The organism is Pseudomonas syringae group sp. J309-1 (genome assembly GCF_032582135.1).
In the GTDB taxonomy this organism is placed as follows: domain Bacteria; phylum Pseudomonadota; class Gammaproteobacteria; order Pseudomonadales; family Pseudomonadaceae; genus Aquipseudomonas; species Aquipseudomonas quasicaspiana.
In genome coordinates this window covers 1-13,057 of sequence record NZ_JAWHNU010000017.1, presented here as the reverse complement: position 1 = coordinate 13,057, position 13,057 = coordinate 1, and the positions used below count along the sequence as shown (strand labels likewise).

The window sequence follows — 13,057 nt, the reverse complement described above, 5'->3', positions numbered from 1 at the left end:
CTTCTTATGAAACGAGTGTTGATCATCGGCGCTACCTCGGCCATCGCCACCGCCTGCGCGCGACTGTGGGCCAGTGAAGGCAGCGAGTTCTTTCTGGTGGCACGTAACGGCGACAAGCTGGAACAGACCGCCGCCGACCTCAAGGGTCGTGGCGCCAGAGCGATCAGCCTGCACGAGATGGACGCGACGGATATCGCAGCCCATCCAGCCATGCTGCACAGTTGTTTGCTGGCGCTGGGGCAAATTGATGTCGCATTGATCGCCCACGGCACCCTGCCCGATCAAAAGGTCTGCGAGCAGGATGTCCGTGTCGCGTTGCAGGAGTTCGCCAATAACGGTACCTCGGTCATCGCCTTGCTGACCTTGCTGGCCAATCAGTTCGAAATTCAGCGATGCGGCAGTCTGGCCGTCATCTCGTCGGTCGCAGGTGATCGCGGCCGCCCTTCCAATTACCTGTATGGTTCGGCCAAAGCTGCCGTGTCCACGTTCAGCGAAGGTTTGCAGGCGCGCCTGTTCAAGGTCGGAGTGCACGTCTTGACCATCAAGCCGGGATTTGTCGATACGCCCATGACCCAGGGCCTGTCGCTGCCCGCAGCACTCCTGGCGCAGCCGCAACAGGTGGCGGAGCGCATCGTCTCCGGGATCGCCCGCAAGGCACCGACCCTTTATACGCCAGGCTTCTGGGCGCTGATCATGCTGGTCATCCGCTCGATCCCGCAGCCGTTGTTCAAGAGGCTGAACCTGTGAACGAAGCGCTGTTGCTCTCGGGCTGGCGTTATCGCGCGGTGGTTTTGTCTGTGGTGGTTTCCGCGCTGGGTTACCTGGGATTTTCTCTGTGGGGCGGCTGGGAGGCGGTCAGCAAGGCGGTGGGCGAAGTGGGTTTGATCGGCATTGCCATCGCGCTGCTGATGTCCGCCGCCAACTATGGCCTGCGCTTTTTGCGCTGGCAGACCTACCTGAACGTACTCGGTCATCCTGTGCCGTGGCGGCCCAGCCTGAAGATTTATCTGGCAGGGTTTGCCCTGACCACCACACCGGGCAAAGCCGGTGAAGCGCTGCGCGGGGTATTGCTCAAACGTTGGGGCGTGCCCTGGCCACAAAGCTTCGCGGCGTTTTTCAGTGAGCGTTTGTCGGACCTGTTTGCGGTGGTGCTGCTGACCCTGTTTGGCCTGTCGCTGTACCCGGACTCACGCCCCATGATTGTGGTGGGAATGGTGCTCGTGGGGATCGGCTTGCTGGTGCTTTCCCAGCGTCGTCTACTGGAAAGAATCGCTGCCGCGATACCTGCGGGAGGCGGAAAACTGCTCGGTCTTGGTCGCCATTTGCTCGACGTGCTGCTGGCGGCACAGCGCTGCCATCGCCTGGACCTGCTGCTGGGCGTGACGTCCATTAGCGTCGTGGCCTGGAGCGCTGAAGCGCTGGCGTTTCACTGGATCCTCAACTGGATGGGTGCCGACATCGAGCTGACCTTCGCGGTGTTCGTTTATGCACTGGCCATGCTCGCCGGGGCGATCAGTTTCATGCCCGGCGGACTGGGCGGTGCCGAAGCAGTGATGGTCGGCCTGCTGGTCTGGAAAGGCATGTCCAGCGCAGACGCGATTGCCGCCACCGTGCTGATCCGCCTCGCGACCTTATGGTTTGCCGTAGGCATCGGTGCCGTGATGCTGCTGCAGCTAAAGGAGGCCAATACGCAGGGCAGCACCTCAATCGAACAACCAACCCCGGATTAGCAGAGGAGCTACTCGATGGTTCAGGGAAGTCAACGTCAGTCTTCGAATGCAGTTGCGTTGTTAGTGCTATGTGGGGCCATAGCTGCCAGTTTTTTCGCCTCAAGCGGTCCTATCCAGTGGATGGATAATGGCGTATTCCTCGCCGAAGCTTCTCAGGGGCATTACTTCAGTCAGTCCCTCGGACCGCTGGATCATCCGCTCTACCAGTTCATCAACACCCTGGTATTCGATCTGTTCGGGCCTCACTTGTTGAGCCTGCTCAATTCCATTCTGCTGCTGCCGCTGGCGTGGATCATTTACTCACTGGCAGTGAATGTGGGTGCCAGTCAGCGCCAGGGCCTGTTGGCAGCCGCAGCAACCATTCTGGCTCACGGGGTTTTCTGGGTATCGACCAAGGCTGAGGTCTACATCCTCCATTCGCTGTTCGTGTTGCTGGCCTATCAGGTTCATCTGAAACAGAAGTCACGCTTTGGTGACCTCGGCAAATTGCTGATCATCGGCCTGCTGACCGGCCTCGGCGCGGCTGTCCATCAACTGACTTTCGTGGTTCTGCTGCCCCTCTACTTGCAGTTGCTCTATCAGCACAAGCTGCGCACCTGGGTAACCATTCCGGGTTTCATCCTCGGTTTTTCAGTAGCGTTCCCGGCGATTACCCACGACCTGCAATCGGGCATGAGCCTGATCGACATTGCCCATCGCTACCTGACGGGTTCTTCAGTACGAGCGCAAACGCCCAACTGGGAAGGCAGTCTGTTCCGCTTCGATGACATGTGGCACGAAAAGAACTCGGTGTTCATTCTGCTGTTATCGCTGATAGGCCCTCAGTTGCTGGGGCTGATTCTGTTTCCCAAAGACAACCGTTTGCGTTTGCTGTGGTGTGCCGCAGCGCTGAATCTTGTTTTCGCCGTGTCTTACAACGTCACCGATCGCTTCACGTTTTTTCTGCCTGGCGTAGCGCTGCTGTGCATCCTTGGCGTGATAAGGCTAAGCCACCTGCTGTCGACCGATTGCAGTCGGCAACCGGCGCTGCACCTCTCAGTGCTCAGCTCGCCGTTCGCTATTTTGCTGGTTTACTCGCTGTACGCGACGGGCATTATCCGTTTGCCGGTGCACAGTGAATCGCTCCCGTTCCGTGACGACATCCACTACTTCATGGCGCCCTATCTGCCGGATCGTTCGGCTGAACAGTTCGTTGGCGCGTATGAAAAGACTGCCCCGCAGGGTGCCCTGATCATCGCCGACTGGACCCCCATGGGCGCCCTTCGCTCGGCTCAGGCCAGCGGCGCATTGCAAGGCCGTACGCTGGAAATGTGTGAGGAAGTGAAGGACATCAATGTGTTCCTCACGGGCCACGGCGCATTCCTCACCCGAATGAGCTACTGCGCAATGATCGGTGAGCGCTTCCTGCTGGAAGATGCTGTGGTGGGGTATGCGTTGCAGAGTCGCTAGCGCCTACACACTGATTGGGAATGCTATCCATTTGGCTAAAGCAGGCCCTACTGAGTGCAGCAGAACCTGCGGGAGTCGCCCCGTCGCGAAGGCACCGCGCTGTCGCGCAACGAACACAGGACCTGTACAGACTGTGTGAAAACGTAGCGAGCGACGGCAAGACAAGGCAAAAACAGGCGAAAAAGCGGAGTCTAGGTGTTCTAAATGAGCATTTTTCGCCTGTTTTTAACGCAGTATTGTGCGCGTAGCACCGAAGGTGCCCAGCCTGCAGTAGTTTTCAAACAGTCTGTGTAGGAGCGCGCTTGCCCGCGATTCGGCCTGTCAGTCGATAAAAGTATCGGCTGCGCTGACGCTATCGCGGGCAAGCGCGCTCCTACAGGTAAAAAAACATTCCAAATCAGATAGTCGAATATTTTTTCGACAGGAGCTGAGCTTGCTCGCGGTAAACGATGACGTGGTATGACTTCTGACTAAGTCTCATGTATCGCGGGCAAGCCCGGCTCCCACAGGGAAAAGCATTCCACCCCATCAAGGCTGCCAAAGCGTCTTGGCACCATCGAGCTTGCGATCCAGGAAGCTCGCCGCGCTGATCAATGCCAGGTGACTCAAAGCCTGCGGGGTGTTGCCCAGATGGTGCCCATGGGTGTCGAACTCTTCGGCGTAGAGTCCCAAAGGGTTGGCGTAGCGCAACAATTGCTCAAACTCCAGATGCGCCTGTTCCACACGCCCGGCGCGGGCCAGACATTCCACGTACCAGAACGAGCACGCGGTAAATGCACCCTCTTCACCCGCCAACCCGTCGTCATGGTCATCGTCGTTGCGATAGCGATAAACCATGCCATCGCGTACCAGGGTGGCTTCAATAGCATCGAGGGTCGCCAGCCAGCGCGGATCGCTGGCCCCGACGAAACGCACCAATGGCATGAGTAACATCGATGCATCCAGGTTGCGGCTGCCTTTGTGCTGCACGAAGTGGCCCAGGTCGGCGTTCCAGAAGTTATTCCAGATGTCGTCATGGATGGCTTGACGCTCCTTGTCCCAACGATCAAAAGGCGCGGGCAACGAACGCTTGAACGCCAGACGCAATGCGCGATCCAGTGCCACCCAGCACATCAGCCGGGAATGCAGAAAATGCTGATCGTCACCGCGCATTTCCCAGATCCCAACATCCTTGTCGCGCCAGTGCTCGCAGACATAATCCACCTGCCGGGTCGCATGTTTCCACCCTTCGTAAGAGATCGCTTCGCCATACTTGTTGGCCAGGTACACGGCATCCATCAGCTCGCCGTAGATGTCCAGCTGAGTCTGTTTGTACGCCTCGTTGCCGATACGCACCGGTAACGCGCCGCCATAGCCCGTGAAATGATCAAGATGCTCTTCAGGCGATTCTTCTCGGCCGTCGAGGCTGTAAAGGATGCCGAGTTTGTTTGACTCCTCGACACAGTCCCCCAGACGACCTCGCACCCAGCGCATGAAGTCGTTGGCTTCATCGGTGTGCCCCAGCCGCATGAAGGCGTACACCGTGAAAGAGGCATCACGAATCCAGCTGTAGCGATAATCCCAGTTGCGCTCGCCGCCCGGCGTTTCCGGCAGGCCATACGTCGCCGCAGCCACAATGCCGCCGTGCTTGCGCGAGGTGAGCAGCTTGAGGGCCAGCGCCGAGCGGTTGACCATTTCCTGCCAACGGCCGCGGTAAGACGACTGATTACTCCAGCGCCGCCAGAACGCCAGGGTGTCGGTGAAATATTGCTGGCATTGCCCGGCGCTGACCTGAGGATCGTCAATACCGCCGAGAATGAACTCAACGAACTCGCCTTTCTTCAGGGTGAACTCGGCAGTGGCTGCCTGCTCATCGATTTGCATCGGCACATTCGCTGACAGGCGCATGCCCGGCTGACCGGAAGCCTCGAAACAGACGTCTTCGCCGTCCAGCTTCGCCACCGTTTCGGCGCGGCTGTAATCCATTCGTACCCGGCACTGCATGCGAATGGTCGCCGCACCAAAGCGCAGCTCGACGCGGCGTACAACGCGCGGCAAGTCATCGACATTGTCGCCAATCGGCATCAGATCAGTGACTTCCACCACCGCGTCTTCATCGATCCAGCGCGTCTGCAGCACGTTGGTCTCGGGCAGGTAAATCTGCTGACGACGCGCATTGGGAAGATCCGGTGCCAGCTTAAAGATACCGGCTTTGTTGGTGTCCAGCAGCGCACTGAAGATCGACGGGCTGTCGAAATCCGGCCAACAACAAAAGTCGATGCTACCCGTATCGGCCACCAATGCGGCGCTGCGCATGTCACCGATAATCCCGTGGTTTTCAATTGCGTTTTGCGGTTCTTCCGGGAAGTCAGCCATTGTCTCGAAACTCCGGATACAGGCTCATGCCGCCGTCGATAAACAAGGTGGTGCCATGCACGTAGTCGGACAGGTCCGAAGCGAGCCACACCACTGCGTTGGCTACGTCTTCGGCTTCACCGACCCGGCCATAGGGGATGAGTTTCAGGAGCTTTTCTTCTTTGTCGCCCGCCATGGCGTCTTTGTTGATTGCGGTGCGAATCGCACCGGGTGCAATGCTGTTGACGCGGATGCGTTGCTCCCCCACTTCCTGAGCAATGCTGCGCATCAGCAGATCGACACCACCTTTGGAAGCCGCGTAATTGGCGTGGCCCGCCCAGGGAATCAACTGGTGCACCGAGCTCATGTGAATGATCTTGCCCATGGCGCGGGACACGTCGGGGCGCATGCCTTGCTTGATGAACTGTCGCAGCGCGGCCCGTGCGCAGAGGAATTGTCCGGTGAGGTTGACGTCGATGACTTTGTTCCAGTCTGCGAGGGTCATGTCGACGATGGACGCATCTTTTTGCAGCCCGGAATTGGCCAGCAAAATGTCGAGGCGGCCGAAGTGTTCGATGGTTTGGGCGAACAGGCGCTCGACGTCGTCTTCCTTCGATACGTCAGCGCCAATGGCGATGGCTTTGCCACCTGCGGCGATGATTTGTTCCGCAAGTTTTTCAGCGGGTTCTGCCTGGGAGTTGTAGTTGACGACGACTGCCGCCCCTGCTGCTGCCAGTGCTTTGGCAGCCCCTGCGCCGAGGCCGGAACTGGCTCCGGTGACCAATGCGACTTGGTGTTCCAGTGAGATATGCATGGATTCGAGCCCTCTTGATCAGCATGTAAAGCTGACCGGTGGGGCTTCGTTGAAGTTCAGTGCGGGAATGGGTGTGGAGTTGTAATGGCCTGTTTCTGTTTGGCTTAGGGTGTATATCCGTTATTGCGGTAACGGCTGGTATTGGTTGCGCTTTTACAGCGCCTCACTTTTGAAAGGAGCCCAAAAGTAAGCAAAAGGCTCTTGCCCCACCACTTGGTGCCTCGCCTAGGCTCGGCATGCCCGTAATCCGACATTGCTGCGTGGGGCCGCCGCCACCGGCCATCCATGGCCTGAGGCGGCTAAACCGGCATCCCTGCCGGTTTGCCCCACGCAGCAATGTCGAATTCCGGCCGGCGTGGTTTAACGGGGCGCCTAAGATCAAGATCAAAAGCAGAGCAGATCAAAAGCAGAGCGAAAAACGGCAGGATCGCCTCGGACCGGTACAGGCTGTGTGAAAACCTCACGAGCCAATTAGCTGGCTAAAAAACGCTCAAAAAACCGCGCTCCTACGTGAGTTTGAGGTCTGTGACCCACACAAACTTTTAAAGATTTCACGTGAGCGCGCGCAGTTTGTTTTTGTCTGAGGGTTTTCACACAGTCTGGGTAGGAGCGAACTTGTTCGCGAGACGTCCCAACAACCAACTCATTCTTGATCTGACACACCGCATCGCAGCCTTCGGCAGCTCCTACAGAAGCCCGGTAAATTCACACATCAGGTCGGCTGTCAGGCCGCCACGCTTTTGATTTTGATCTTGGGCGCCCCGTTAAACCACGCTGGCCGAACGCAGATTCTGAAGCGTGGGTAACCCGGCAAGGATGCCGGGTTAGCCGCATTGGGCCATGGATGGCCCGTTGCGGCGGCCTACGGTTCAGGATCTGCGGGCGGGTACACCGAGCACCAGCGAGGTGCCGAGTGGTGGGGTAAAGGCCTTTTGGTTACTTTTGGGCCCCAAAAGTGACGCGCTGTAAAAGCGCAACCAATATCAGCAGCAACCGCAATAACGGATATACACCCAAACCCAAACCCAACAAGCAGCTTGAGCGTTACAACCTGTAACTGATAGCTTGACCCCACAACGCTAAAAGCCCTCCCGGATCGCCAGCCCAATGAATCGAAACGAACTGCGCAAGGCCGACATCAACCTGATGGTGGTTTTCGAAACCTTGATGCAAGAGCGCAACGTCACTCGCGCTGCCGAAAAACTCTTCCTCGGCCAACCAACGATCAGCGCCGCCCTCAACCGGTTGCGGGCACTGTTCAATGATCCGCTGTTCATACGCGTCGGCCATCGCATGGAACCCACCGCCAGAGCACAAGAGATCATCCACCACCTGTCCCCCGCGCTGGACGCCATGTCCGTGGCCCTGAGCCTGACCCGGGAGTTCGATCCGGCAAGCAGCGACATGACCTTTCGAATCGGCCTTTCGGATGACGTCGAATACAGCCTGATGCCCGCCCTGCTACGTGCGATTCGTGAAGAAGCACCCGGCGTTGTACTCGTCATCAAACAGGTCAACTACTGGAATATCTCGGAACTGCTCATGTCCGGTGAAGTGACCGTTGGCGTGTGCCTGACACGAGAACTGCCTGCCAATGCCAAACGCAAACTGCTGCGCTCGATACAGCCGATGGTGGTACGTGCCGACAAGTCGGCAACGCCCATGACGCTGGACGAGTACTGCTCACGCCCGCATGTGGTGGTGTCGCATGTGGCCAATATCAGCAGCTTCGCCGATGAATGGCTCGATGCCATTGGCCGCAAGCGGCATGCCGTGCTGTCCGTTCCGCAATACAGCACGCTGCCCGCGCTGATGGCGGGCACCGATTTGCTGTGCAATCTTCCGGATCACCTGACTCAGGCAATGATCAATACCGGCAGGCTGTATGGCGAACCCCTGCCCTTCATCACGCCTAATCTGGAGCTGTCCATGACCTGGTTGAGCGTCATGGATACTGACCCGGCTGAACGCTGGCTGCGCAGTAGACTGGAAGAATTCATGGGAGACCGCGACAGGGTATCCCCGATTCCTTGAGAAGGGAAAATCAGCCGAAACGGCCGGTGATGTAGTCTTCAGTCTGGCTTTTCGAAGGCTTGGTGAAGATGGTGTCGGTGTCGCCGTGCTCGATCAGTTCACCCATGAACATGAAAGCGGTGTAGTCCGAGCAACGTGCCGCCTGCTGCATGTTGTGAGTCACGATGATTACCGTGAATTGCTCTTTGAGTTCAGTAATCAGTTGCTCGATACGGCCAGTGGAAATCGGGTCGAGGGCTGAAGTCGGCTCATCGAGCAACAACACTTGCGGACGCAGCGCGATGGTGCGGGCGATGCACAGACGCTGCTGCTGACCACCGGACAACCCGGTGGCGCTTTTGTTGAGTTTGTCTTTGACTTCGTCCCACAACGCCGCGCCGCGCAGTGCCTCTTCCACGCGATCTTCCATTTCACGACGCGACAGCTTTTCGTGGTGTTTGATGGCGTAGGAGATGTTGTCGTAGATCGACATCGGGAACGGCACAGGCTTCTGGAACACCATGCCCACGTGGCTGCGCAGGCGGTTCATCGAGTAGCCCGGTGCCAGGATGTTCTCGCCGTTGAGCAGCACTTCACCTTTCGCTTCCTGCTTCGGGTACATCGCGTAGATACGGTTGAACACGCGCAGCAGGGTCGACTTGCCGCAACCCGACGGACCAATGATCGCGGTGATGCGCTTTTCCGGGATGATCATGTCGATGGATTTCAGCGACTTCTGTTCGTTGTAGAAAAACTCCAGACCACGAACTTGAATCTTGGTTTTTTCATTGGCAAGGGAAAGGTTATTCATCAAGACGCCCTATTGCGCAAAAGAATTAAGCGGGAAGCGAGGCTGAGGACCAGCACGAACAGTGTCATAACCAGGGCGCCTGCCCAGGCCAGAGAGTGCCAATCGTCAAATGGGCTCATGGCGTACTGGAACACCACGACCGGTACGCTGGCCATCGGCTTGAGCAGATCGCTGCTCCAGAACTGGTTGCCAAATGCGGTGAACAACAGCGGCGCGGTTTCGCCGGTGATACGGGCCAGCGCCAGCAGGACGCCTGTTACCACACCGGCTTTGGCGGCACGCAGTACGATCTGCAGGGTCAGTTTCCATTGCGGCACACCCAGGGCCAGCGCGGCTTCGCGCATGGTTGATGGCTGCAGTTGAAGCATTTCATCAGTGGTGCGAACCACCACCGGGATCACCAACAACGCCAGGGCCAGCGCACCGGCAATCGCCGAGAAGCCCACTTTGTGATCGGTCCACTCATTGAGTGGCAGGATCACCGCGGTGTACACAAACAGACCCAGGACGATCGACGGTGCAGACAGCAGAATGTCGTTGACGAAGCGCACCGCGTTGCCCAGTTTCGAGTAACGGGCGAATTCAGCCAGCCACACGCCAGCCATCAGGCCAATCGGCGTACCGATCAACAGGCCGATACCGGACATCAGCACGCTGCCGTAAAAGGCGTTCGCCAGACCGCCTTCAACACCTGGCGGTGGCGTCATGCCGCTGAACAGTCGCAGGTTCAAGGCATCCACACCGTTGATGATGGTGGTCAGCAGGATCCACACCAGCCACAACAGGCCGAAGGCCGTCGCAGCGCAACTGAGAACCATGGCAGCCTTGTTCTTGAGGTCGCGAACCCGATACAGGCTCTCGTTGCCAGTCACATCCTTACTCATAACCCCTCCTTGCGGGACAGACGCGACAGCATGATGCGAGCCAGGGCCAGCACGATGAAGGTCACTACGAACAGCAGGAAGCCCAGGGCAATCAGCGACGAGCGATGCAGGTCGGTGTATGCCTCGTTGAACTCGTTGGCGATCACCGAAGCAATCGAACTGCTTGGCATCATCAGCGACGCCGAGAACTGGTGGGAGTTACCCAACACGAACGTCACAGCCATGGTTTCACCCAGTGCGCGACCAAGTCCGAGGAAGATGCCGCCGACTACCGCGGAACGGGTGTAGGGCAGAACGATGTCCCAGACCACTTCCCAGGTCGTGCCGCCCAACGCGTACGCGGACTCTTTAAGGGTGGTAGGTACACTTTTGAAGACTTCGACCATGACCGAGGTAATGAACGGCGTGATCATGATCGCCAGCACGATGCCGGCGGTGAGCATGCCGATACCCAATGGCGGCCCTTGGAACATCGGGCCGATAAAGGGCAGTTCGCCCAGGTTCTCATTGATCCACGGTGCGATATGTTCAGCCATGTAAGGACCGAATACGAACAGGCCCCACATGCCGTAGATGATCGAAGGAATACCCGCCAGCAGTTCGATAGCCGAAGAGATCGGCAGGCGCAACCAGGGCGGCGCTACTTCAGTCAGGAAAATCGCGATGCCGAAGCTCACCGGAACGGCAATCAGCAAAGCCAGAAAGGAGGTCACCAAAGTACCGTAGATCGGCACCAGTGCGCCAAACTTGCCATCGACCACGTTCCACTCGGTGCTGGTCAGAAAGCCAAAACCGAACGTCTGGAATGCAAGGCTGCCGCCCCACAAGGTCGAAAGTGCGATACAGCCGAGCAATGCCAGAACCAGCATTGCAGCACCGCCCATGGTGCGCTTGAACCAGCGATCATGACGCTGATCGCGAGCCGCTCGGCGCTCACCCTCGGAGACGGAAGCAGGGATCGCAGCGGACAAATATTGGGTGTTTTCAGTCATCTTGGGTCCACTCGCAAAGAAACCCTGTCATCGCTTCACGATGACAGGGGTGAGCCGGAGAAACGTCGAATTACTTGGTGAACTCGGTTTTCCAGTAGTCCTCAACCTTGGTGACCAAGGCTTTCGGCAGTGCTACGTAGGACAGGTCTTCAGCTTGTTTCTGACCGTTTTCCAGGGACCACTTGAAGAAGTCAAAAGCAGCAGCGCTTTGCTCTGCGTTCTTGGCCTTCTTGTACATGATGATCCAGGTCGTCGCGGTGATCGGCCAAGCGGTTTCACCCGGGGCGTTGGTCATGATCAGGTTGAAGTCTTTAACGCTGTTCCAGTCGGCAGTGTCAGCTGCGGCAGCGAAGGCTTTGGCGTCTGGCTTGATGAACTTGCCAGCGGCATTCTTCAACTGGGTGTAAGACAGTTTGTTGGTTTCAGCGTAGGAGTGCTCAACGTAGCCGATCGAACCTTTGATCTGCTTCACGTAGGCAGAAACGCCTTCGCTACCCTTGCCACCTACACCGGCTGGCCATTGAACGGTCGAACCGAACTTCAGCTTCTCGTTCCACTCCGGGCTGACTTTGCTCAGGTAGTTGGTGAAGTTGTAAGAAGTACCCGAACCGTCCGAACGGTGAACAACGGTGATGGCCTGGTCTTTCAGCTTGTCTTTCAGCTCAGGGTTCAAGGCAACGATGGCTGGATCGTTCCACTTCTTGATTTCACCCATGAAGATTTTGGCCAGTACCGGGCCGTCCAGTTTCAGCTGGCCTGGCTCGATGCCTTCAACGTTGATGATTGGCACGATACCGCCGATCACGCTCGGGAATTGACCCAAGCCGCCTTTCTCAAGGTCTTCGGCAGACAGAGGAGCATCGGATGCGCCGAAGTCAACGGTCGCGGCCTTGATTTGAGCGATACCGCCGCCGGAACCGATCGACTGGTAGTTGATGCGGTTGTCGGCAGACTTACTGTAATTCTGCGACCACGCGGAGATAACCGGGAAGACGAAACTCGAACCAGCGCCTGTTACGTCTACCGCATGAGCCATACCACTCAGGCACATCGAAGCGAGCAGAACCGACAAGCGTTTTTTAGTCAGCAGAATCACGGCGATACCTCAACAAGGGAAATTTGGTGGCCCGTCCATGGGAAGGCCCGATGCGGATTTAATCCTCTGAATGTTGCGGTTTCATGACAATCAGTCGAGTTGTGTCTTTCAGAGTCCTTTCATGTACGTTTTGGCTTACAAGAAAAACCCTAAGAAAGGGGGTTTCGCGCAATAAAATCAAGGGTTCAAGGGTTTTCAAGGCATACCTGCCCCGCTACTAGCTCTACGCCACCATTCTTATAACTGAGGAGCGATACGCCATTGGTCGGGGCTTTCGGCACCTATTTCACGACCCCGTGCACCAATGCAAGTAACCCCCTAACAACAATGGAGACGCATCTCATGAACAAGTCCAGATTAACGGCCCTGGCGCTGGCCAGCCTTATGACAGTGGCGACCGGCGCGGCCATGGCTGGCTCCACGGGCCCGACCAATCCCGTGGATGGCTCGGCCAAGACCCCGCCTCCTGTCTTGAAGAAAAACACCGATGGCAGTTCATCTGGCGCAGAAGGTACAAGCCCTGGCACCAAAGGCATGGACCCTGAACCGCAGAAAGGCGGCGCTGAAGGCGGCGGGATGAAGAATGACCAGGGTATGGGCGGCAGTGGTGGCGGCAGTGGCGGTGGCGAAGGTGGGTCGAGCGGCAGTAAGTGATCCGGCTTGCGCAAATGTCTGTTTAGGCATAGCCCGTTACTTGAATTGAAATGCCTTTTCTATAGGTCTAAAGGAGCGCGGCCGTCGTCCAGACGCCGCGCTGGCCCGTAGCAAACGAAGGGGCCGTAGGACCGGCTTTATCCGGGAGGGCAATGCCCCTGACGAAAGAAGCAAGGCGAATGTACCGACGTCCTCCCGGCTAAAGCCGGTCCTATGTATGGACTCGCCCCTACATTCAACCTGCTTTTGAACACTGCTACCCGGTTGCATCTATGTATAA

The 13,057-nt window shown here is 57.6% G+C and carries 11 protein-coding genes; 5 read left to right on the top strand and 6 right to left on the bottom strand.

Annotated elements, in window-relative coordinates; genetic code table 11:
* Positions 1-6 precede the first annotated feature (6 nt).
* Genes RX972_RS11970 through RX972_RS11960 form a run of 3 tightly spaced genes read left to right on the top strand, consistent with a single transcriptional unit; the run spans position 7 to position 3,179 of the window.
* Positions 7-747 carry an SDR family oxidoreductase gene (locus RX972_RS11970; RefSeq protein WP_316875559.1) on the top strand — a complete coding sequence of 247 codons (741 nt, stop codon included), beginning with the start codon at positions 7-9 and terminating at the stop codon, positions 745-747.
* Positions 744-1,730 (top strand): lysylphosphatidylglycerol synthase transmembrane domain-containing protein, encoded by a 987-nt coding sequence (locus RX972_RS11965; RefSeq protein WP_316875557.1) that lies wholly within the window; start codon positions 744-746, stop codon positions 1,728-1,730. The genes RX972_RS11970 and RX972_RS11965 overlap by 4 nt, the downstream gene beginning before the upstream one ends.
* 15 nt (positions 1,731-1,745) lie before the next feature.
* Positions 1,746-3,179 carry a glycosyltransferase family 39 protein gene (locus RX972_RS11960; protein ID WP_316875555.1) on the top strand — a complete coding sequence of 478 codons (1,434 nt, stop codon included), beginning with the start codon at positions 1,746-1,748 and terminating at the stop codon, positions 3,177-3,179.
* A 528-nt stretch (positions 3,180-3,707) separates the two neighbouring features.
* Here the strand turns inward: RX972_RS11960 and RX972_RS11955 are convergent.
* Both RX972_RS11955 and RX972_RS11950 read right to left on the bottom strand, forming a co-directional pair.
* Entirely contained in the window at positions 3,708-5,534 is a 1,827-nt protein-coding gene (locus RX972_RS11955; RefSeq protein ID WP_316875553.1) for a glycoside hydrolase family 15 protein, read from the bottom strand.
* Entirely contained in the window at positions 5,527-6,327 is an 801-nt protein-coding gene (locus RX972_RS11950) for a glucose 1-dehydrogenase (protein ID WP_316875551.1), read from the bottom strand. Before RX972_RS11950 ends, RX972_RS11955 begins: the two co-directional genes overlap by 8 nt.
* Positions 6,328-7,434: 1,107 nt before the next feature.
* Here RX972_RS11950 and RX972_RS11945 point away from each other — a divergent pair.
* A complete protein-coding gene (locus RX972_RS11945; protein ID WP_316875549.1) occupies positions 7,435-8,361 on the top strand; it encodes a LysR substrate-binding domain-containing protein in 927 nt (308 codons plus the stop codon).
* Positions 8,362-8,371: 10 nt separating this feature from the next.
* Here the strand turns inward: RX972_RS11945 and pstB are convergent, their stop codons facing one another.
* The 4 genes from pstB to pstS all read right to left on the bottom strand — a co-directional run bounded on the left by pstB (position 8,372) and on the right by pstS (position 12,123).
* Positions 8,372-9,151, bottom strand: coding sequence for a phosphate ABC transporter ATP-binding protein PstB (gene pstB, locus RX972_RS11940; protein ID WP_027900520.1), 780 nt, complete (start codon positions 9,149-9,151; stop codon positions 8,372-8,374).
* Positions 9,151-10,035 (bottom strand): phosphate ABC transporter permease PstA, encoded by an 885-nt coding sequence (pstA, locus tag RX972_RS11935; protein ID WP_027900519.1) that lies wholly within the window; start codon positions 10,033-10,035, stop codon positions 9,151-9,153. Before pstA ends, pstB begins: the two co-directional genes overlap by 1 nt.
* A complete protein-coding gene (pstC, locus tag RX972_RS11930) occupies positions 10,032-11,027 on the bottom strand; it encodes a phosphate ABC transporter permease subunit PstC (protein WP_099269980.1) in 996 nt (331 codons plus the stop codon). The genes pstA and pstC overlap by 4 nt, the downstream gene beginning before the upstream one ends.
* Positions 11,028-11,097: 70 nt before the next feature.
* Positions 11,098-12,123: a phosphate ABC transporter substrate-binding protein PstS gene (pstS, locus tag RX972_RS11925; RefSeq protein ID WP_099269981.1), complete on the bottom strand. Its 1,026-nt coding sequence runs from the start codon at positions 12,121-12,123 to the stop codon at positions 11,098-11,100.
* A 342-nt stretch (positions 12,124-12,465) separates the two neighbouring features.
* On the opposite strand from pstS, the gene RX972_RS11920 reads away from it, so the two are divergent.
* Positions 12,466-12,777, top strand: coding sequence for a hypothetical protein (locus RX972_RS11920; protein WP_231668130.1), 312 nt, complete (start codon positions 12,466-12,468; stop codon positions 12,775-12,777).
* Positions 12,778-13,057: the final 280 nt, after the last annotated feature.

What these genes read in the sequence shown, in the direction of transcription:
- RX972_RS11970 (WP_316875559.1), top strand. Translation starts at nt 7, where the DNA reads ATGAAACGAGTGTTGATCATCGGCGCTACCTCGGCCATCGCCACCGCC.
- RX972_RS11960 (WP_316875555.1), top strand. Translation starts at nt 1,746, where the DNA reads ATGGTTCAGGGAAGTCAACGTCAGTCTTCGAATGCAGTTGCGTTGTTA.
- RX972_RS11955 (WP_316875553.1), bottom strand. Translation starts at nt 5,534, where the DNA reads ATGGCTGACTTCCCGGAAGAACCGCAAAACGCAATTGAAAACCACGGG.
- RX972_RS11950 (WP_316875551.1), bottom strand. Translation starts at nt 6,327, where the DNA reads ATGCATATCTCACTGGAACACCAAGTCGCATTGGTCACCGGAGCCAGT.
- RX972_RS11945 (WP_316875549.1), top strand. Translation starts at nt 7,435, where the DNA reads ATGAATCGAAACGAACTGCGCAAGGCCGACATCAACCTGATGGTGGTT.
- pstB (WP_027900520.1), bottom strand. Translation starts at nt 9,151, where the DNA reads ATGAATAACCTTTCCCTTGCCAATGAAAAAACCAAGATTCAAGTTCGT.
- pstA (WP_027900519.1), bottom strand. Translation starts at nt 10,035, where the DNA reads ATGAGTAAGGATGTGACTGGCAACGAGAGCCTGTATCGGGTTCGCGAC.
- pstC (WP_099269980.1), bottom strand. Translation starts at nt 11,027, where the DNA reads ATGACTGAAAACACCCAATATTTGTCCGCTGCGATCCCTGCTTCCGTC.
- RX972_RS11920 (WP_231668130.1), top strand. Translation starts at nt 12,466, where the DNA reads ATGAACAAGTCCAGATTAACGGCCCTGGCGCTGGCCAGCCTTATGACA.